At 65.5% G+C, this 20,017-nt stretch carries 17 protein-coding genes; 3 read left to right on the forward strand and 14 right to left on the reverse strand.

What is annotated here, in order from left to right; genetic code table 11:
• Positions 1–791 precede the first annotated feature (791 nt).
• Entirely contained in the window at positions 792–2,177 is a 1,386-nt protein-coding gene (gene xseA / locus ABNX08_RS03020) for an exodeoxyribonuclease VII large subunit (protein WP_349605594.1), read from the forward strand.
• 189 nt (positions 2,178–2,366) lie between these two features.
• On the forward strand, positions 2,367–2,948 hold the full coding sequence (sodB, locus tag ABNX08_RS03025) for a superoxide dismutase [Fe] (RefSeq protein WP_013955690.1): 582 nt from the start codon (positions 2,367–2,369) through the stop codon (positions 2,946–2,948).
• Positions 2,949–3,021: 73 nt separating this feature from the next.
• Here sodB and ABNX08_RS03030 read toward each other — a convergent pair whose 3' ends face one another.
• The 6 genes from ABNX08_RS03030 to ABNX08_RS03055 form a co-directional block, all read right to left on the reverse strand.
• Complete coding sequence (locus tag ABNX08_RS03030) at positions 3,022–4,278, reverse strand: adenylate/guanylate cyclase domain-containing protein (protein ID WP_349605595.1); 1,257 nt, start codon at positions 4,276–4,278, stop codon at positions 3,022–3,024.
• A 135-nt stretch (positions 4,279–4,413) separates the two neighbouring features.
• On the reverse strand, positions 4,414–6,045 hold the full coding sequence (locus ABNX08_RS03035; RefSeq protein WP_349605596.1) for an NAD(P)/FAD-dependent oxidoreductase: 1,632 nt from the start codon (positions 6,043–6,045) through the stop codon (positions 4,414–4,416).
• An 85-nt stretch (positions 6,046–6,130) separates the two neighbouring features.
• Positions 6,131–6,655: a flavin reductase family protein gene (locus tag ABNX08_RS03040; RefSeq protein ID WP_022533698.1), complete on the reverse strand. Its 525-nt coding sequence runs from the start codon at positions 6,653–6,655 to the stop codon at positions 6,131–6,133.
• Between the two features lie 75 nt (positions 6,656–6,730).
• Positions 6,731–8,020 (reverse strand): styrene monooxygenase/indole monooxygenase family protein, encoded by a 1,290-nt coding sequence (locus ABNX08_RS03045; RefSeq protein ID WP_349605597.1) that lies wholly within the window; start codon positions 8,018–8,020, stop codon positions 6,731–6,733.
• A gap of 86 nt (positions 8,021–8,106) precedes the next feature.
• Positions 8,107–8,895 (reverse strand): SDR family oxidoreductase, encoded by a 789-nt coding sequence (locus ABNX08_RS03050; RefSeq protein ID WP_349605598.1) that lies wholly within the window; start codon positions 8,893–8,895, stop codon positions 8,107–8,109.
• A gap of 242 nt (positions 8,896–9,137) precedes the next feature.
• Complete coding sequence (locus ABNX08_RS03055) at positions 9,138–10,211, reverse strand: AraC family transcriptional regulator (RefSeq protein WP_349605599.1); 1,074 nt, start codon at positions 10,209–10,211, stop codon at positions 9,138–9,140.
• Positions 10,212–10,415: 204 nt separating this feature from the next.
• On the opposite strand from ABNX08_RS03055, the gene ABNX08_RS03060 reads away from it, so the two are divergent.
• Positions 10,416–10,874, forward strand: coding sequence for a MarR family winged helix-turn-helix transcriptional regulator (locus tag ABNX08_RS03060; RefSeq protein WP_022533702.1), 459 nt, complete (start codon positions 10,416–10,418; stop codon positions 10,872–10,874).
• 27 nt (positions 10,875–10,901) lie between these two features.
• Here ABNX08_RS03060 and ABNX08_RS03065 read toward each other — a convergent pair whose 3' ends face one another.
• The 8 genes from ABNX08_RS03065 to ABNX08_RS03100 form a co-directional block, all read right to left on the reverse strand.
• Positions 10,902–11,525, reverse strand: coding sequence for a flavin reductase family protein (locus ABNX08_RS03065; protein ID WP_022533703.1), 624 nt, complete (start codon positions 11,523–11,525; stop codon positions 10,902–10,904).
• Between the two features lie 53 nt (positions 11,526–11,578).
• Positions 11,579–12,337 (reverse strand): Asp/Glu racemase, encoded by a 759-nt coding sequence (locus tag ABNX08_RS03070; protein ID WP_374063667.1) that lies wholly within the window; start codon positions 12,335–12,337, stop codon positions 11,579–11,581.
• 12 nt (positions 12,338–12,349) lie between these two features.
• Positions 12,350–13,384 (reverse strand): carbon-nitrogen hydrolase family protein, encoded by a 1,035-nt coding sequence (locus ABNX08_RS03075; protein WP_349605600.1) that lies wholly within the window; start codon positions 13,382–13,384, stop codon positions 12,350–12,352.
• Between the two features lie 52 nt (positions 13,385–13,436).
• Positions 13,437–14,348 (reverse strand): fumarylacetoacetate hydrolase family protein, encoded by a 912-nt coding sequence (locus ABNX08_RS03080; RefSeq protein WP_022533706.1) that lies wholly within the window; start codon positions 14,346–14,348, stop codon positions 13,437–13,439.
• A 94-nt stretch (positions 14,349–14,442) separates the two neighbouring features.
• On the reverse strand, positions 14,443–15,570 hold the full coding sequence (locus ABNX08_RS03085; protein WP_022533707.1) for a cupin domain-containing protein: 1,128 nt from the start codon (positions 15,568–15,570) through the stop codon (positions 14,443–14,445).
• A 60-nt stretch (positions 15,571–15,630) separates the two neighbouring features.
• Positions 15,631–17,952, reverse strand: coding sequence for a bifunctional salicylyl-CoA 5-hydroxylase/oxidoreductase (locus ABNX08_RS03090; RefSeq protein WP_349605602.1), 2,322 nt, complete (start codon positions 17,950–17,952; stop codon positions 15,631–15,633).
• A gap of 62 nt (positions 17,953–18,014) precedes the next feature.
• The gene (locus tag ABNX08_RS03095) at positions 18,015–18,470 is read right to left on the reverse strand and encodes a thioesterase family protein (RefSeq protein ID WP_022533709.1); all 456 of its coding nucleotides are present in this window, start codon (positions 18,468–18,470) and stop codon (positions 18,015–18,017) included.
• A gap of 37 nt (positions 18,471–18,507) precedes the next feature.
• Positions 18,508–19,968, reverse strand: a complete 1,461-nt coding sequence (locus ABNX08_RS03100) for an indolepyruvate oxidoreductase subunit beta family protein (RefSeq protein ID WP_051369854.1) — start codon at positions 19,966–19,968, stop codon at positions 18,508–18,510.
• Positions 19,969–20,017: the final 49 nt, after the last annotated feature.

The following is a 20,017-nucleotide window of genomic DNA, read 5'->3' on the forward strand; positions in this document are numbered from 1 at the left end:
AGGCCTATGCGAGGAGTGCTTAAATCTTGTGCAAACACCTGCCATGGGCACGGCGGCGTATTGCGCACTCCCGCCGTATCCGCTTTCCCCCGGCCTGGTCTGTGCGTCGGCGCACAGTCGCGCTGCGGGTGTCCACACAGGAGCGGGACAGTACTGTGGAGGGCTTGTGGAAAGCTATCTGAGAAAGTGCCTAAGTCGTTGATTTCAAAGACGCGAGTGACCGCTGCTTAAAAAACAGGCAGAAGGGCGTGGCGGAGTGGCGCGGGCCCGGCCTGAGGCCTGGCTTGGGTAAACACGGGTTTTTCCACAATCCGCAGGGAGAGCGTTGTGGATGCCCTGTGGACAATGTCGGGAGAAGCGAGATAACCCATTGATTTGTATGGCCAGATGACCTATTGCCTACAAAATATGCAGGTATGGCGGGCGTCTCTTTGGGGGCATGAGACAAAGCTGAGGACATGCTCTACGCGCAGAGAGCGCCGCTTTGCGAGTGATGCCGAAACGTCTAACGGCTTTTTCCGGCCGAAAAGTGAGGTATACGAGCCTTTTTATCCAGAGTTTCTGTGGATAACTTTGTGAACAAGCGCATCCGGGGTTCTGTAAGTGATTGATGCATAAGAGAATCAGTTACATTGCCTAATTTTTATTGCGAACACAATCCACATAAAAATCAAAGAGTTGCACGGGCCTATGCGGCTTCCGGGGCAGGCTGCGCGCATCAGCGCAACCCCCTTGACAGACCAGTTATGCTGTGGACATGTCCCATTCACGCCGCTTGCCAGCGCCGCACCATGCCCGATCTGTCGAACTTTTCGCGTGACTCTTCCTCCACCGCGTTGCGCAGCGGCCGGGACGTTATCGCTGTTGGTGAGCTAAACCACACAATCGCCAAGTTGCTCGAACGCAGCTTCCCGCTCGCGTGGGTGCGCGGCGAGATCTCCAACTTCACGCGCGCGGCCAGCGGGCACTGGTATTTCTCGCTGAAGGATGCGCGCGCACAGATCCGCTGCGTGATGTTCCGCGGCCGTAACCAGCATGTCGACTTCCAGCCACGCGAGGGCGAGGCGGTGGAGGTGCGCGCCGTGGTCACCATGTACGAGGCGCGTGGCGAACTGCAGCTGGGCGTGGAGGCGATGCGCCGCGCCGGCCTGGGCAACCTGTACGAGGCCTTCCTGCGGCTCAAGGAAAAGCTGGCGCAGGCGGGGCTGTTCGCGCCCGAGCGCAAGCGCCCGGTGCCGGCGCATCCGTGCACCATCGGCGTGGTCACGTCGCTGCAGGCCGCCGCGCTGCGCGACGTGCTGACTACGCTGCGCCGGCGCGCGCCACACGTGCCGGTGGTGGTCTACCCGGTGCCGGTACAGGGTGCGGGCGCGGCGCAGAAGATCGCCGACATGATCGACGCCGCCGATGCGCGGCGCGAGTGCGACGTGCTGATCCTGTGCCGCGGCGGGGGCAGCATCGAAGACCTGTGGTCGTTCAATGAAGAGGTGGTGGCGCACGCGATCGCGCGCTGCGCGCTGCCCGTCATTTCCGGCGTGGGCCACGAAACCGACTTCACCATTGCCGACTTCGTTGCCGACGTGCGCGCGCCCACGCCCACCGGCGCGGCCGAACTGGTCAGCCCCGACCGCGCCCACCTGCTGGAGCAGGCCAACCGCGCCCGCGACGCCCTGGCGCAATGCATGCGGCGCGGCCTGGACCTGCGCGCCCAGCACCTGGACTGGCTCGCGCGCCGGCTGCGCAGCCCGCAGGCGCAGCTGCAGGAGCGGCGCGCGCGCGTGGACAATCTGGCCCGACACTTGCGGTCGGCATTGCGCGACACCGTGGTGTCGCAGCGCCATCGCCAACAACTGCTGGCGATGCGCTGGAACGCATGCCGTCCCGACACCGCCGCCGAACACGCCCATGTGGCACGGCTGTGGCAGCGCCTGCAGAACGCCGCCGTGCGCCAGCAGGAGCGTGCCGGCCAGCGCCTGGCGCGCGCCGCCGGCGCGCTCGAACTGCTGGCGCCGCAGCGCACGCTCGAACGCGGCTACGCGGTGCTGCTCGACCAGCGCGGGCGCGCACTGCGCTCGCCCACCGAGATCCGCCCGGGCAGCGTGGTCGAAGCCCACCTGGCCGAGGGCGTGGCCGACCTGGCGATCGCCGGCGTGCAGGCCAAGCTGGCGGATTTCTGAAGCGTTGCGACGGTGCCGCGGCCGCGCCAGGAATCGCTTGCGAGACCTGCGGGAAATCCCCCGGAAACCCCCGCCCGGACAAACTAACATCGGACTTGGGGGCATTGCCCCGCGGTTTGCGCGGGTGTGGCAAGTCCCCTACAATCGGCAATTCCGGACCCCACAACCCCAACCCACAGAGACAGAACAATGGAACACAAGCTCCCCCCGCTCCCGTACGCGCATGATGCCCTGGCTCCGCACATCTCCAAGGAGACGCTGGAGTTCCATCATGACAAGCACCACCAGACCTACGTCACCAACCTGAACAACCTGATCAAGGGCACCGAGTTCGAGAACTCGACCCTCGAGGAAATCGTCAAGAAGTCGTCGGGCGGCATCTTCAACAACGCTGCCCAGGTGTGGAACCACACCTTCTACTGGGACTCGATGAAGCCGAACGGCGGCGGCCAGCCGACCGGCGCGCTGGCTGACGCCATCAACGCCAAGTGGGGCTCGTTCGACAAGTTCAAGGAAGAGTTCACCAAGACCGCCGTGGGCACCTTCGGTTCGGGCTGGGCCTGGCTGGTCAAGAAGACCGACGGTTCGCTGGACCTGGTCTCGACCTCCAACGCCGCCACCCCGCTGACCACCGACGCCAAGGCGCTGCTGACCTGCGACGTGTGGGAACACGCCTACTACATCGACTACCGCAATGCCCGTCCGAAATACGTCGAAGCATTCTGGAACGTCGTGAACTGGGACTTCGCCGGCAAGAATTTCGCTGGCTGACCGACGGTTCAGCGCGAATCGACAGCAAGGAAGCCCTCCAGCGCGAGGGCTTTCTTTCTTTTCGCCTTACTCCTTACCTGGCCATCGCGCCAGCCTGGCAGGCGGGGTTGCGGCCCGTCAGGAACCACGTATGCAGCGTGCCGATTCCTTTCGCCTCGATTGCGCCGCGCTCTTCGAACAGGAACGACTTGCCCAGCAGCTGCCTGGTCGCGTCGGTGACCTGCACCCGTCCGGCCACGCCGTGGGATTCCATCCGGCTGGCGATGTTGACCGCCGCACCCCACAAGTCGTAGATGAACTTGCGCTTGCCGATGACTCCGGCGACCACTGGCCCGCTATTGATGCCAATGCGCATCTGCAGGTTAAAGCCGGTGCGCTGGTTGAAGTGCATGAACGCTTCTGTCATGTCCAGTGCCATCTGCGCTGCCCGCACCGCGTGATCAGGCGCCGGCTCCGGCAGCCCCGCGGCTGCCATGTAGGCGTCGCCGATGGTCTTGATCTTCTCGAGGCCGCGATGGTCGGCAATGGTGTCGAACTCGGTGAAGATCTCATTGAGGACGGCAACCAGCTGCTCGGGGCTCATGCCCGCTGAAAACCGCGTGAAGGCCACGATGTCCGCGAACAGGACCGTCACGTCCGGAAAGCTGTCGGCGATGAGTTCCGGATCGCCGCTGGCGATCAGGTCAGGACGCGCTTTGAGCCGTTCAGCGATCGAGCAGGGCAGCAGATTGAGCAGCAGCCGCTCCGACAATTCCTGCTCGGCCAGAAGCCTGTCATAGAGGCTCCGGAGCTCGTCGTGCTGGCGGCGGATCAATTCCCAGCTTGCCTGCAGTTCCTCGTTCTTCCGCGCCAGCGCGGCCTCGGCGCGCTTCTTCTCGGTGATATTGCGGCCTTCCGGGAGCAGGAATACAACGTTCCCGTTCGCATCCCGGATCGGCAGCAGCGAGAAGTCGACAATGATCGTCTCCTCGCCCTCGGCCTGGACGTAGTTTTCGAAGTCGCAACGGACAAATTCGCCCTGGCTGGCGCGCTGGATCATTTCTCGCAGCAACGCCTGGGTCTCGGGCGAGACAACCCACCAGCGGGCCTCCCAGAACGGCTTCCCCCGAATGTCGTCCATCCGTATGCCAATCGCCTCGAGCGCGGCACGGTTGATCTCGAGCATCGTTCCGTGCACATCCAGCAGTCCCACGAACTGGTACATCGCGTCCAGCATGATGCGCGCGAGCTTGTCCCGCTGGGCCTGGAAATCGTCGCTCGCAGAAAGCGTGACATCTCGCACCCGGAGTTCCAGGGGGGCGGGGAACACCCGGCGGTGAATGGTAGCCATGCTTCACCTCCCGCGCCTCGGGCACCGCGACGAGCGTGGGCCCATTTTCGTCAGAAGACCGTGACTACCTTGAACCATAGTTTGTGGCCGCCAAACCGGTTCTTTTAATGCGCTGCAACCGTGCGAGGCCGTGGCTCACTCATGGTTGTCTCCCGTCAGGTGATTTTTCCTTGAGATGGATGTCGCCCGCTTCCTGGCGAGCGCATTGGCGACGTGGTATCCGGACGTGCCGCCGAGACCCGGCCCCGGATGGGTAGACGCGCCGATATGGTGGAGATGCCTGACCGGGGTCGCGTGATCCTTGACGCCCGGGACCGGCCGCCAGAACATGAACTGATCGATGCTGCATTCGCCGGAATAGGGATCGCCGCCGACGAGATTGATGTTCATCGCTTCGAGGTCTGCCGGCGACAGGACAGTCCGCCCGACGATGCTCGCCTTCAGGTTGGGAACCTGGCGCGCAATGCGGTCGATGATGCGGTCGGCGTAGCGTTCCCTGAGTTCCGGCGTCCAGCGACCGTCCGCGGGCACCGCAATCTCTCCCAGGGCATCGCCCTTGACCTGCCGCGGGCACTCGGGGACCTGGATCCAGAGCACCCAGCCACCGGCCGGGCTGCGGGATGGATCGACCGCGCACGGCTGGGCAACGCAGATCGTGCCTTCGGCCGGAAGCAGCCCTCGCTCTGCTTCGCTGACAGCCCTGGAGACGCCGTCCAGGCCCGAGCTAAGGTGCAGGTAGATGACATCCCTGAGATGGTCCTGGGGCCAGTCCGGTGGGGCGGACAGCGCCAGGTGGATCTGCATATTGCCCTTGCCATAGCGGTACTCCGCAGCCTGCTGGCGCAGGCCCGGCGGGACGTGCGCGGGGGCGAGCAGCTTGCCGTAGAGCTGGCCGGGCGTGACGTTGCAGACGATCTCCTTGCCCATGAATACGCGATCGTCCCGCGTCCGCACGCCACGCGCCGAGCCGCCTTCGACCAGGATGTCCTCGACGTCGGCATTGACATGGAAAGCGCCGCCCCGGCTCTCGACGATCCGGCGGAATGCATCGACGGTGCGGGCGTTGCCGCCCTGGACGATCGGCAGCCCCACCGCCTCCAGCGTGAACGCGACCACTTTCCCCATCAGGGCCGACATCGCGCTCTCAGGGCCCAGGCCGGTATGCAAGACCCAGGGTGCCAGCAGCGCCCGGACCAGGTCGGACCTGACCCGGGTCTCCAGCCAGCTCCGGCAACTCATCAGGGCAGGGGAGAAGAAGGCAACCGTGTCGTGCACGCCCTGCTTCCACAGACGGCCGGCCACGGTCTTTGCGACGCCGGCACTCCACAGTTTGTTGCCGAGGAGCGAGAACACCAGGCCGGCATTCTGCTCGACCTCCTGCATCGCGGCCAGATACGCATCGCCGTCGCCGTTTGCCAGGGCATTGAAGGCGCTGACATTGCGGTCGCGGGAGGTACTCAGGATCAGCGAACGGTTGTCGGGCAACAAGACGCCGGTGGGCGTGTCGTTGTTGCCATAGCTGAGTCCTGCGTGATGGAGATCGTCCTTCAGTTCGGCGTAGCCGGGCGAGGTGACAAACAACGGGTGCGCCGTCGACAACGTATCGTGCAGATAGCCGGGGGCGTTCAAGGCCTCGGTGCGAATGCATCCGCCCAGGGTGCTGTTCCGTTCCAGCACGCAGACGCGCTTGCCGCGCCTGGCGAGGACGGCGGCACAGACGAGCGAATTGATACCACTGCCGACAATGACGGCGTCATACGTATTCATGGAATATCCCGGGGGCAAGGATGAGAGGGGGGCCAGACGCTGGCATGCATATGCCATCTGCGTCTGGCCGCCGGCAGTAGCGGAATCAGGTCGCGGCAGCGTATTCGCCGCGGATCAGGTCGGCGAGATCGCTCAGGTCATTCGCGGCCCGGGCATAGCCGCCTTTGTAGAAGAGCAGGGCTTCGCGGTCCGACGTGTCGTAATGCTGGACCTCGCCAATGAAGATGACGTGGTCGCCGCCGTCGTACTGGTGCGTGTTCCGGCATTGGAACACCGCCGCGCATCCTGGCAGGACGGGAGAGCCGTCGATGCCGTCCGTGCACGGGACACCAGCGAACTTGCCGTCCGCGCCGCGTGCAAAGCGGTTGGAGACGTGCTCCTGGTCGGCTGCCAGGACGTGAATCACGAAACTGCCGGCCGTCTGGAATGCCTCGAGGCTGTAGGACTTCTTGGCGAGGCTCCACAGCACCAGGCGAGGCTCCAGCGATACCGAGCTGAAACTATTGACGGTCACGCCCCACGGCTCTCCGTCGAGGGTGCGGGTGGTGACGATGGTTACGCCCGTGGCAAAACGGCCGAGGGCATTCCGAAAATCGCGAACGTCGGTCATGGTTGTCTCCTGTGGCCTGCTTCACCAGCGATGAGGCGAGCAGGCGGCTTGTTTTCGTGTGGCTGTGGTGCTGTCTCAGGCAGCCCGGGACTGCGACTCTTGCGCGATCCAGGCCTCGGTGGCTTCCTCGTTGAACCAGTAGCTGCCGTAGTCGCGTGGATCGTTGAAGCCGTTGGCGATGCGCTGGGCGATGCGCGGTGCGTGCTGCGCAGTGGCCAGGAGCTTGACGATGTGGTCGGGCGGCGGGAACAGCAGGGAGTTGGTCCAGCGGATGACCGGCTCGGCGTAGCCTTCGTAAAGGCCGTCGAAGGTCTTCTGCATCCATGCCTTGTCGAAGGGCTGGTCGCCATGGCGCAGGATGGCTTCGAAATAGTGAAGGGCGCCCTTGGTAGCGTTGTTCGAGCCCTGGCCCGTGATCGGATCGTTGACCATGACGGCGTCGCCGAGACCCATCACCAGCCGGCCGGAGGGCAGCGTAAGGCTGGGATTGCGCACGGTCGGCGTGACGCGCCCGCTCAGGATCCCGTTGGCATCAGTGAGCTGTACGCCGGCGCAGCGCTCGCTTTCCCAGGGAAGGTAGTCGCGCAGAATGCCCAGGCAGACCTCCAGATGCTGGTCGGCGGACCTGACGTCGGCCCAGCGGTCCATCGGGCCGCCCGGAATGGCTTCGAAGACCATGATGTCGCAGGCCTGTGTTTCGCTGCTGCCCTTGGTGGTCAGGGCCGGAAACACGAAGTACTCGCCGACGCCGGGAATCAGGTTGAAATTGACGCACTCAAAGGGGCCGCTGCGCTGCATGCCGGTCACGTAGGCCAGTGCCAGCTGGCGCTGCGGTTGGCGCACGGGAGAGCGCGCATCGTTGCGGGTCAGCAGGTTGACGATCTCCCCCTTCCCGCCTGCCAGCAGGACCAGGTCATGGCTTTCGGCCAACGTTTCAAGCTCGGCGATCTCGACGTTCTCGATCCGCAAGGTGCCGCCGCGACGTTCGAACTCCGCCATCCAGCCGGGCATCTTGACGCGCTGGTCCACCGACTGCGCATAGGCATTCAGGCGGGCGCGCCAATGGATGGCCATCTCGCCTTTGCCATCTGGCGTAGGGATGGTGAGGCCGATGCCGTCCACCGTGGGGCAAAGCGCTTCCCATTGATTCATGCTCCAGTTGCGCTCGATCTGCAGGGACTGGTCGAAGATGCACTGCGAGGACATGACCTTGCCGCTCCAGACTTCCTCCGCCGTGCGGTTGGTCACCAGCGTGACCTCGTAGCCTTGATCCAGCAAGGCGCATCCGAGCAACAGGCCGGCCTGGCCTGCGCCAACAATGGCAATCTTGCGCGGCGTGATCCTGGCAATGGGATGGGTTGTCATGCGTCTCTCCAGTGGGGGGTCTTGTGCGTGTTTGGCGCAGGGCTGGCGCCAACCTGGTTGCCTGCGCGAGGGTTTGGCGGACAGCGTTATGCCGTGAGCCGGTGGATGGCTGCCTGCCGGCCCTCCGGGCCCAGGGCGCCATAGCCGCCGTCGCAGGCGTAGTCGGTACCGGTGACGAAGGCCGACGCATCGGACAGGAGAAAGAGCACCACTTGCGCAACTTCCTCAGGCTTGCCGAGACGTCCGAGCGGGTGGAAGTCGGCGGCAACGCTGTCGGCCTTTGCCTTGTCGCCGCCGCTGAGCGCGCTGATGACCGACGACCACGTCCATCCTGGCGAGACCGAGTTCACACGGATGTTGTCGGGGGCAAGGTCAAGCGCGGCGCCGCGGGTGAACTGCTGCATCGCCGCCTTGGTAATCGGGTACAGCCAGCGCCCCGACTGCGCCACGCCCGCGGAGATCGAGGCAAAGTTGACGACCGCTCCGCCGCCGCGCTTTTTCATCTCCGGCACGCATGCCTTCAGCATCATCGCCGCGCCGACGACATTGACGTTGTAGGACTCAAGCCATTGCTCGCGTGTGGAATCGGCGCCGTTGTCCACATAGGTGCAGGCGCAGTTGACGAGCAGGTCGATGCCGCGGAAGGCATCGACCGTGTCGCCGATACAGGCAGCGATGTCGGCATCGCTGGTCACGTCCACGGCGATATAGCGGCAGCGCCCCGGATGGCGCTCAGCCACATTGCGGCCGCCTTGCTGGTCGATGTCGACGACAACGACGTTGGCGCCTGCCGAGACCAGGGCCGAGACCACCGCCTCGCCAATCATCGTCGCGCCGCCGGTCACGATCGCTGTCTTGCCTTCGATTCCTTGCATGTCCGTCTCCACTTGTTGTGTTGGCTCGCACGTAGCCATGTGCAACGTAGTTTGGTGTAGCGGTGATGACGCTGCTATCCACAATCCGCCGTCCGATATCCAGATAACGAGCCGTTGCTGGCGGGCCGGGAAAAGGGGGGCGGTGGCGTCAGGAGAGAGCGGGGCGGTAGCCTTGCCGGCTGGCTGGGCGTGAAGGTATCGATTCATCCGCGAGCGCGGGGCTGAATTTGATGTATCAACGACTACGAGGAAGGGGAATGCCGCTCTGTTGCCGCCCGGCGCAGGGTCGCCGACGGAGACACGCCGAAGCGCTTCTTGTAGTAAGCCGCAAACCGGCCGAGATGCGTAAAGCCAAAGCGATATGCAATATCCGTGATGGAGGCCTGCTCCGCTCCGGCGGCGGCAATCAACGCCTGTCGCACGCAGTCCAGCCTGACGTCCCGCAGGTATGCGACCGGCGTCGTATTGAGATGGCGGCGAAAGCCTTCCTCCAGCGCCCGGATGCTCACACAGGCGACTTGCGCAAGGTCGGCGACGGTCAGCGGTGTGTCGGCATTGGCGCGGACATAATCGATCACCCGCTGCATATGACGCGGCCTGGCGGGTTCGGCGCTGCGCGCCAGGAGATAGGTGTAGGAGTGCGGCTGAAGCAGCAGCAGCGTCCGCAACAGGTAGTCCTCCATCGACGCCACCGCGGCCGGGAACTGGAGCCAGTGGGTGCCGTGCTGGTCGATATTCCTGGCAAGGTCGAGCACGGCCTGGCTCCATGGACTTGAAAGCCCTGCGTGCTGGGGCAGCGCCGGATCGAATGAAAGAGGACCGCCGGGATCGCGCCCGGTCAGCAAGGCGAAGCGGTGCTCGATCGCTTCCTTCTGGATCCACAGCAAGACTTGCGCACAATCCTCGTGCCAGTGCATCCGGGTCGGAGTATTGGGACTCAGCAGGCTGGCCGTGCGGACGTCAGAGAGTATCTGCTGCGGTCCACACTGGATTTCCGCATGCCCCGCTACCGGGATCTGGGCGAGATAGAAGTGCCCCAGGCAGCCAGGGTCGATTTCTACGTGGGCGCCATAGGCAAGGAAGTTGATGGCAGTCTCATGCAGCCGCACCAGGTTGTGCTGGACGTGCAACTGCTGCAGCGCGCCGACCACGCGCAGTTCATGCGGGCAAAAGACCGCAGCGATCTTGCCCTGGGCCTCCTCTACATCCTCGGAGCGGAAAGAGGGGTAGTTCGCCAGCATGGCTTGCGGCGAGCAGTTGTCATCACTCGCCGGGGAAGACGGTAGCTCGGCGGGTGACTGGGGGGCGGTCTGCATCGTCTCGCTCCTGGAGGATTGCAGCGTGTCTGGCTCGCCTGCGCAGCGAGAGAAGCCTGCGCAATCAGTTGCTTTATACTTAAAGTTCCTGCGGGCAGCAAGAAGGGCGCCACCCTGCCGGGCTGCCTTGCCGTGGACGAACGCTCCCGCCGTGGTATGTTCTGCCCGCGCGGCCGACGAGGCCGCTTCCCGCCACCGGACCGCATGAACCAGCCCATCGACACCGCCGACGACGATTTCGTCGACAACTACACCCCGGCCCTGCTGGCCCAGGCCAGTCAGCTGATTTCGGGGGAATTCCACGTGATCGTGCAGGCCAACGGTTTCACCATTTCGGACTGGCGCGTCCTGTCCACGCTGTCCGGCGGCAAGCCAATCAGCATCGGGGAACTGGCGCAAATCTCGGTGACCAAGCAGCCCACCGTGACGCGCCTCCTCGACCGCATGGAGGCGCAGGGCTACGTCAAGCGCATCCCCCACGAGACCGACCGGCGCATCACGCTGGTACGCATCACGCCGCGCGGGCAGAAGCTGACCTCCAGCCTGATCGCACAGGCCCGGGCTCATGAAGACCACGTGCTGGCGCCGCTCGGCAAGAAAAAGGCCGACGAACTGCGCACCACGCTGAAGCTGCTGATCGACCTGCACCGCCCGGCCAACTGAGACCAGAACTGAGCCCGGCTTCGCGCCTCAGGCCGGCCGGCGCATCTGGAACAGCGTCGATTTGCTGACCTCGTAGTAGTCGGCCGGGCCGCCACCGCGCAGGATGGGACGTGCGGCGGCGGTGTCATAGACCCCGTCCGGCAGGAAGGCGCGGTCGATATGCACGCCGACTACCTCGCCCAGCACCATCCATGTCTGGAGCATGGCGCCGTCGGCCTGGTTCAGTTGCATGACCCTGGTCGCGCGGCACTCGAACGATACCGGGCTCTCCTGCACGCGGGGCGCCGACACCAGGCGCGACGGCGTTGGCGTCAGGCCCGCCAGGCCGAATTCGTCGACCTCGGGTGCCACGCCGGCGCTGGTCATGTTCATGCGCTCGGCCAGCGGGCGCGTCACCAGGTTCCAGACAAAGTCGCCGGTGTCCTCGACGTTGCGCACGGTGTCCTTGTAGCCGACGCTGGAGAACGCCACCACCGGCGGCGTGTAGTTGAAGACGTTGAAGAATGCGTAGGGAGCCAGGTTGGCGCGCCCGGCCTTGTCAACCGTCGAAATCCAGCCGATCGGGCGCGGACCGACAATGGCGGCCAGCGGATCGTGCCGCAGCCCGTGGCCACGCGTGGGCTCGTAGAAGTGAATGTCGTCCATGTGCATATGCGCGACGTCGTCCCCGCACGGGCAGGGACGACGGAAGCGTTGGATGGCGCTCAGTACTTGCCGCTCAGCAGCTCGCCGCAACCGGCGACCTCGGTGCGCAGGTTCAGCTTGCGCAGCATCTGCCAGGTGGTGGCCACGGCGGCCGAGACGGTCGGAATGCCCGACTCGTCCTGCACCTTCTGGATCGACGGCAGCGACTGCATCTGCACGCAGGCCGACAGCACGATGGCGTCGACACCGGTGGTGTCGATGCGCTTGTAGATCTCCAGCAGGTTGGCCGGGTCCTGCGCGGCGACCTGCAGGTTGTCGGGGATCTCCAGCGCGGCGTAGTCCTTGACCTCGATGCCTTCGCTCTCGATGTACTCGACCACCATCTTCGTCAGCGGCTTCATATACGGGCACACCACCGAGACGCGCTTCGCGCCCATGGCGTGCAGGCCGTCCACCAGCGCGCCGGCGCTGGTCACCACCGGCGCGGGGTTGCCGTTGTCGACGGTGCGCTGCGTCAGGCGCGCCTCGGAGACGCGGTGATAGCCCTTGCCCATGCTCATGATGGCCACCAGGCAGGCATAGCCCAGCACATCCACGCGCGCGTCGGACAGTTCTATGGCGCAGCGGTCGCTATCGCGGTCCATGGCTTCCAGCTCTTCCTTCACCACCTTCTTCATGCGCATGCGGCTGGAGTGGAAGGTGAAGCGCTCGGCGAAGTCCTTCTCGCGCTCGCGGAACATGGCGGGGATTTCCGTCTCCATGGTGGTATTGGAAGACGGCACGATCTGCCCGATGCGCAGCGGCTTCTGGGGCGTCAGCAGGAAAGACATTTACTTGCTCTCGGAAAGGTCGAATGCGTTGAGTTCCGCTTCCTCGGCAGCGAGGTCGAAGGCCTGGCTGGCGCCGTCCAGGAACTGGGCGGGCTGCAGCGGCCGGCGGTCGACGCGCAGGTCGAAGATGTCGAAGCGGTTGTAGTGGCCGGTGATGTCGTGCATCTGGCGCGGCTGGATGCAGCGCGACAGGTCGATGTCGGCGTAGACGATGCCTTCCGCGTCGATCAGCGGCTCGCCGATGACGCGGCCGTCCGGCCCCAGGAAGCCGGAGAAGGCGCTGTTGCGGCGCGACAGCAGTTCGCGTGCCTTGGGATTCAGCGGGCTCATGGCCTCGATGATTTCCTCCGACACCGTCGAGCATGAGACCGCGGTGAACACCTTGCCCTCGAAGCAGTGAGCGGCGGCGCGCACCTTGATGGCCTCGGCCATGTCGTAGTCGGCCGGGGCCACCGGCAGCGCGATGTAGCTGGCCACGTGCATCAGCTCCCCCTGCGACAGCAGCGAAAAGCGCGCCAGCGTGTTGGTGTTCTCGCCGCAGGCCAGCGAGCCGAGCGGGCCGACGCTGGTCTGGTGCACGCGCAGCGCCGAGGCGTCGCCGTTGGCCCAGGTCAGCTTCTCGGCCCAGGTCGGCACCAGCTTGCGGTGGCGGCCCAGGATGCGGCCTTCGTGGCTGATGGTCACCAGCGTATTGAAGAGGGTGCCGACGCCGGTGCGGCTGCGTTCGTTGACGCCGACGATCACGTTGATGTGGTTGGCCTGCGCCGCCTGCGCGATCTTGCGGATCTCGGGGCCGGGGATCTCGATGGAAGCCTTGACCAGCCGCTCGAACCAGGGGCTGGCGTCGACCGGGTTGGTCAGCCAGCTCCAGTAGGGGTAGCCGGCCACGAATACCTCGGGGAAGGCGACCAGGCTGGCGCCGTTGTCGGCGGCTTCCCTGATCAGCCGGCAGACCTTGTCGACCGTGGCATCGGCATCGAGGAAGACGGGGGCGGCCTGTACGGCCGCGGCCTTGAACTTGGGCAGGTTGAGCATGTGTGTGCCTCGCTTGCAGCGGTCATCCCCGCTTGCGCGGGGACGACGGGGTTTAGACGGCCACCACCGGGTGGCGCAGCTCGCCGATGCCTTCCACCGTGGCCACCACGGTGTCGCCCGGCCACAGCCACTCCTGCGGGGTGCGGCCCGCGCCCACGCCGTCCGGCGTGCCGGTGGCGATGACGTCGCCGGGTTCCAGTGCCATGCCCTTGCTGATGTCGGCGATCAGTGCGGGCACCTTGAACAGCATGTGGCGGGTGTTGGAGCTCTGCTTGGTCACGCCGTTGACGGTCAGCGACAGGTCCAGCGTGTGCGGGTCGGGGATTTCATCGGCGGTGACGATGACCGGGCCGAACGGGGCATAGGTGTCCTGGCCCTTGGAATAGATCCACTGGCCGGCGCGGCGGCAGTCGCGCGCCGAGATGTCGATCATCACGCTGTAGCCGAACACGTAGTTGAGTGCGTCGGCTTCCTTCACGCCCTTGCCGCGCGTGCCGATGATGACGGCCAGCTCGACTTCCCAGTCCATCTGCTGGGTGATTTCCTTGTTGTGCTCGATGGCGTCGCCCGGGCCGATCACGGTGGTGGGGGGCTTGGAGAAAATCACCGGCTCCTTCGGCAGCTCCTTCGAGGTGTCCAGGCTGCGGCTGGATTCGGCGACGTGCTCGACGTAGTTCAGGCCGATGCCCCAGATGTTCTTGCGCGGACGCGGGATCGGCGCCAGCAGCTTCACGTTGGAAGCCGGCACGGCCACGCCGAACGGGAGCTTGCCGCGACATTCGTTCAGCAGCGCGCTGGTCGAGCGGACTGCCTCGGGGCCCAGGTCGATGAATTCGAGCATGGTGGAGGGAATGTCCACGCCGACGGCGGCGCCGAAGCGGGCGAGGTCAACGACATTGCCGTCGACGATGGCGCCCAGGCGGGCGGCGGCAGCGACTTCAGCGCGATAGGTTACGAGACGCATGGTTTGATGACTCCGTAAATGCCGCGTGCTTGCGGCTGCATAAGTTGGACGGTTTTCTCCCCTCTCCCATTGCATGGGAGAGGGGAGAAAACCGTCAGGAAATAATCGCCTGATGCCCGCCGTTCTCTGCCAGCGCCTGCTCGCGATACAGGCCAAGCGAATGCATCACCGGCAGGTCGTTGAAGCAGAACAGCACGGCGTCATCGCTGGCCGACGCGTTCGCGTGCTCATGGAAGGCCCACGACGGCACGCAGAAGATGTCGCGCTCGGTCCAGTCGAAGCGCTGGCCGTTGATGACCGAGTAGCCACTGCCCTTGGCGACCTGGTAGATAAAGCTGCCGGTGTGGCGGTGGGCCTTGGTGGCTTCGCCCGGACGCAGCAGCTGCATGCTGGCGCCGATGGTCGGCATCACCGGGCCGCCGGTGACCGGATTGACGTAGTGCATCAGCACGCCGTCGTAAGGGCTGCCATCGGTGACCTTGCTGTGGCGCACCAGCGCCTCGTAGGTCGGCGCCCATTCGTACTTGTAGAGCGGCGAATACGGCTTGGTCCAGTTGCCTTCATGCGGGCGCAGGCCCTTGCCGCCCCAGATCGCCGGCATGTCATCGACCGGGTGTGTCACGGCCTGCTGCAGGTCCGGGTGCACGGCATAGAAGCCGGCTTCCATGGCGTTGACCAGCGGAATATCCAGGCCGTCCTGCCAGATACAGGTGGTGCCTTCGGCCGCCACGCCATGCTCGTGCCAGGTGCCGTTGGGCGTGAGCACGAAGTCGTTGGCGTTCAGCGTCATCTTGTGGCCGTCGACGATGGTGTAGGCGCCGCTGCCTTCCATGATGAAGCGCAGCGCCGACGACGAGTGCGCATGCGCAGACGCGGCTTCGCCGGGATGCATCACCTGCAGGCCCGAGTAGAGCCAGCCCACCGCTGCCGAAACGTCCTGGCGGCCCGGGTTGTTCAGGTAGATCACGCGACGGCCGGCCTTCTCCGGCGTTACCAGGTCGACCGAACGCAGCACGTGATCCCGAAGGTCGCGGTAGCGCCATAGCACCGGCACCGATTCGGACTTCGGTTGCCACGGTTCGATCTTGTTAGCCACCGTCCAGAGCGCGCCGGTCTTGAGCGCATCGAGCTCCTTGTAGTAGGCGACCAGCTCGGGCGTGTCTTCCACGTCGGCGCGGCCGGCTACGTTCTCGCGGTAGGTGTCATACGAGGTATTCGACATCGTCTTCCTCTTGGTCTGGTTTTCTCCTCTCCCGTGGAGCGAGAGAGGGACGAGCCATCGTCAGGCGGCCGCGCGCTTGATGTTGCGCTCCAGCTGATCCTTGGCGAACAGGTACTGCTTGGGCCATTCCACGCGGCGGTAGCCCAGTTGCGCGGTCTCGCGCAGCAGCCAGGCCGGATCGGCCAGGTACGGGCGCGACAGCGCGCACAGGTCGGCGCGGCCCGAGGCGATGATCCCGTTGACGTGGTCGGCTTCGGTGATCGCGCCCACGGCGATGGTCGGCACGCCTGCCTCGTTGCGCACGCGGTCGGCGAACGGGGTCTGGAACATGCGGCCGTAGACCGGCTTCTGCTCCGGCGTGACTTCGCCGGAAGAGCAGTCGATCATGTCGGCGCCAGCTGCCTTGAACAGGCGTGCCATGGCCACCGCGTCATCGGCGCTGTTGCCGCCTTCGACCCAGTCAGTGGCGGAAATGCGCACCGACACGGGCTTGTCCTGCGGCCATGCTGCGCGCACCGCGCGCAGCACTTCCAGCGGGAAGGCCATGCGGTTTTCCAGCGAGCCGCCGTATTCGTCGCTGCGCTGGTTGGTCACAGGCGAGAGGAAGTTCGACAGCAGGTAGCCGTGGCCGGCCTGCAGCTCCAGCCAGTCAAAGCCGGCGGCTGCGGCACGCAGGGTGGCGGCGACGAAGTCATCGCGCACGCGGTCCATGTCTGCGCGGGTCATGGCGCGCGGCGTCTGCGAAACGCCCGGCAGGTACGGCAGTGCGGAGGCCGAGATCAGCGGCCAGTTGCCCTCGGCCAGCGGGTGGTCCATCTGTTCCCAGCCCAGTTGCGTCGAGCCACGGCGCCCGGCGTGGCCGATCTGCACGCCGATGCGCGCGCTGGTGTGCTCATGCACGAAGCCGACGATGCCGGCGAATGCCGCGGCCTGCTGGTCATTCCACAGGCCCGGGCAACCCTGCGTGATGCGGCCCTCCGGCGACACCGCCGTCATTTCCACCATCACCAGGCCGGCACCGCCCAGTGCGCGGCTGCCAAGGTGCACCATGTGGAAATTGCCCGGCACGCCCATCTGGCACGAGTACATGGCGGTGGGCGACACCACCACCCGGTTCTTCAGTTCCACGCCGCGCACGGTGTACGGCGTCAGCATCGGCGGCACGGCGGCGGCATCCGTGCCGGCGCGTTCGGCCAGCCACGACTCGTAGCCTTCCAGCCAGGCCTTGTCGCGCACGCGCAGGTTCTCGTGCGAGATGCGCTGCGAGCGGGTCAGCAGCGAGTAGGCGAACTGCTCGGGCTCCAGGTCTTCATAGCGCCTGACGTTCTCGAACCATTCGGTCGAATTGCGCGCGGCGTTCTGGATCTTGAGCACTTCCACCGAGCGCACGGCTTCGTAGTGCTTCAGTGCATCTTCCAGCGGGCCGTCGGTGTTGCGAAGGGCGCGCGCCAGCTCGATGGCATCTTCCAGCGCCAGCTTGGTGCCGGAGCCGATCGAGAAGTGCGCGGTGTGGGCGGCATCGCCCATCAGCACCACGGGCACCTTCTTCTCCAGGCCGCTGTCGTCGGTCAGGTTGTTCCAGTGCACCCACTTCTCGCAGATCACGCGCGGGAACTGGATCCAGATCGCCGAGCCGCGCAGGTGGCCAGCGTTGCTGATCAGCGGGTTGCCATCCAGGTACGGGGCGAACAGCTTCTCGCAGTAGGCGATGCCCTCTTCCTGGCTCATCTGGTCGATGCCGGCGGCCTTCCAGGTTTCTTCCGGGGTCTCGACGATGAAGGTTGAGGTGCCGTCCTCGAAACGATAGGCGTGTGCCTGGAACCAGCCATGCTCGGTCGGCAAGAAGATGAAGTTGAAGGCGTCGAACACCTTTTTCGTGCCCAGCCAGACAAAGCGGCAGTTGCGCGTGTCGATGTCGGGGCGGAAGGTGTCGGCATAGCGCTTGCGAACCACGCTGTTGAGGCCGTCGGAAGCCAGCACCAGGTCGGCGTTGTACTTGCGCGCGATGGCCTGGTCGTCCTCGACGTAGTTCTCGAACACCAGCTCCACACCGACTTCCTCGCAGCGCGCCTGCAGGATGTTCAGCAGCTTCTTGCGGCCGATACCGATAAAGCCGTGGCCGCCACTGCGCACCGCGCGGCCCTTGAAGTGGACTTCGACATCGTCCCAGCGGTTGAACGCATCGCCGATGGTCTCGGCCGAGACCGGGTCGGCCTCGCGCAGGTTGTCCATGGTGGCGTCGGAGAACACCACGCCCCAGCCGAAGGTGTCATAGGGGCGGTTGCGCTCGACCACCACGACCTTGTTGGCGGGATCCTGGAGCTTCATCAACAGGCCGAAATACAGGCCGGCGGGGCCACCGCCGATACATACAATGTTCATGGCTGCTTCCAATGAGGTTACTACCGGAGCCTTCGGCACCCGCGCTGCGGGTACGTCGGCATTCAGACGGTGGTTTCGGGAAAAGGCCGGTCTGCGAGGGCAGGGCCGTGTTCGATGGCGGCCCGCAGGTCGTCGGGCACCGGAATCGCCAGGTGCGTGTCCAGCGAGGTCATCACGATGGTCTGCGTGGCCGCCATGCGCAGCTCGCCGTCTGCGCCGGTGCAGCGCCAGGCCAGCGTGATCGACTTGCCCCCAAGGCGCACCAGTTCCAGCTCCAGCCAGACCTGGTCGCCAAAGCGGCTGATCGCCTTGAAGTCCACCTCCAGGTGCACGGTCGGCATGCCCAGCCGGCGCGCGCCGATCACGCCGTGGTAGCCGTCCGGCAACAGGGTGTCGACCCAGCGTTCGATCAGGTCGTTGAACAGCACGAAGTACTGCGGGTAGAAGACGATGCCGGCCGGGTCGCATTCCGAGAAATGGATCTTGTGCCGGCGCCGGAAGGTATGCGTAGTGCTCATGGTCTGCGGTATCTGCTATGGGGCTGGCACGTGAAGGTCACGCCAGCGCATGGCGGAGGAGGGCTTCCTTCAGCTTCTTGCCGTGCTCGTCTGCCAGCGCCGCCTCGCGCAACTCGCGCAGCGTGGCCGGGGCCAGGCGGGCACCCGCCCGCATCACGGCGTTCATCAGGGTCTGGTAGTTGGTCAGGCCGCGCACATGGGTGTCGCTGTAGCCTTTCACCAGCCGCTGGCACTGCACCACTTCCAGCGCCAGCGCCGGGTTGAGGCGCGCGGCGGCCAGTACCTGGGCCAGCCAGCTTTCGATACGCTCGGTTTCCAGCGCATAGCGCAGCGTGCTGCGGCGGATGCCGCGCAGGCGCGACACGGCCCACAGCATCAGGTAGCCGCGCAGCGAGCTGGTGGTGACCACGCGACCCGAGGTGGTGAAGCGGCGCACCAGGTGGTGCAAGAAATGCGGCTTCATCAGCCAGCGGCCGAGTCCGGCCGGCAGCGTCTCGCAGATTTCTTCCAGGCGCGGGTGCATGAACTCGTTGATCGCCAGCAGCTGCTTGTCGCCGGCGCGCACCTCGCCCCGCACGCGCGCGAAGCGCGAGTCGCGGGTCTTGAGGTCGGCCACGCGAATGGTGTCTTCGTACGACATCCACAGCGCCAGGTGGCGCGCGGTTTCGCGCAGCAGCGCGATGTCGTTGTTGCCGACGGCCCGGTGCACGGCCGCCAGCCGATCCAGGTACAGGCCGGCGTAGGCCACGTCCTGGTAGTCGATCATGCGGCGCACGCCTTCGATCACGACGGGCCAGTTCTCGGCCGGTTGTTCGACGCGGGCGCGCTGCAGTAACTGCGCAACCCTGGGATCCTGCGGCTTGAGTTCGCCCAGCGGCTTTGCAGCTTCCGCGGCGGGCGTCTCAGCGGCCTCGGCTGTGGCGAACGCCGCGCCAAAGGCGCGCAGGCTGGGCTTCACGCCCACGCCGCCGCGCTCGATGGTGGCTTCGAACTGCGCACGGCTGAACGGCAGCACGCCGGTACCCGCCAGCGCGCCGAACAGCACGGCGCTGATGACGCTGCCGCTGGCTTCGGCGGCCTGCGCCATGTCGAAGCGTACAAAGCGTTTGGCGGCCTTGCCGGCATGGGCGATCAGCTCATTGCTGTCGACCCGCCCGTCGCCCATCGCGGATTTCTCCGCAATGGAATACACGCGGTGGGTGGAAGACACCAGCGTGGTGCGCTCCGGCGTCACCAGTCCGCGCTGCACGGCGCGGCCGGCTTCCATCAGTTCGGAGGCGAGTACCACATCGACATCGCCAGGGGTGGGCATCAGCGCCAGCACCGGCTGGCGGCCGGCCTGCTCGGCCAGGTCGCGCGGGAACAGCTCGACGTAATAGATGGTGGCGCCGGTGCGCTGCGCCACGCCGGGCACCGACGTGGTTTGCGCGATATAGCCGTTGTGCTCGCCCAGATCCACGATCCAGTCGGCCAGCACACCGCCGCCCTCGCCACCCATGGCTAGGATGGCGACCTTGATCGGCTTGGCGCTGAGGTTGTTGGGTGCG

The sequence above is a fragment of the Cupriavidus sp. DF5525 genome (genome assembly GCF_040149425.2).
Lineage (GTDB): Bacteria > Pseudomonadota > Gammaproteobacteria > Burkholderiales > Burkholderiaceae > Cupriavidus > Cupriavidus pickettii_A.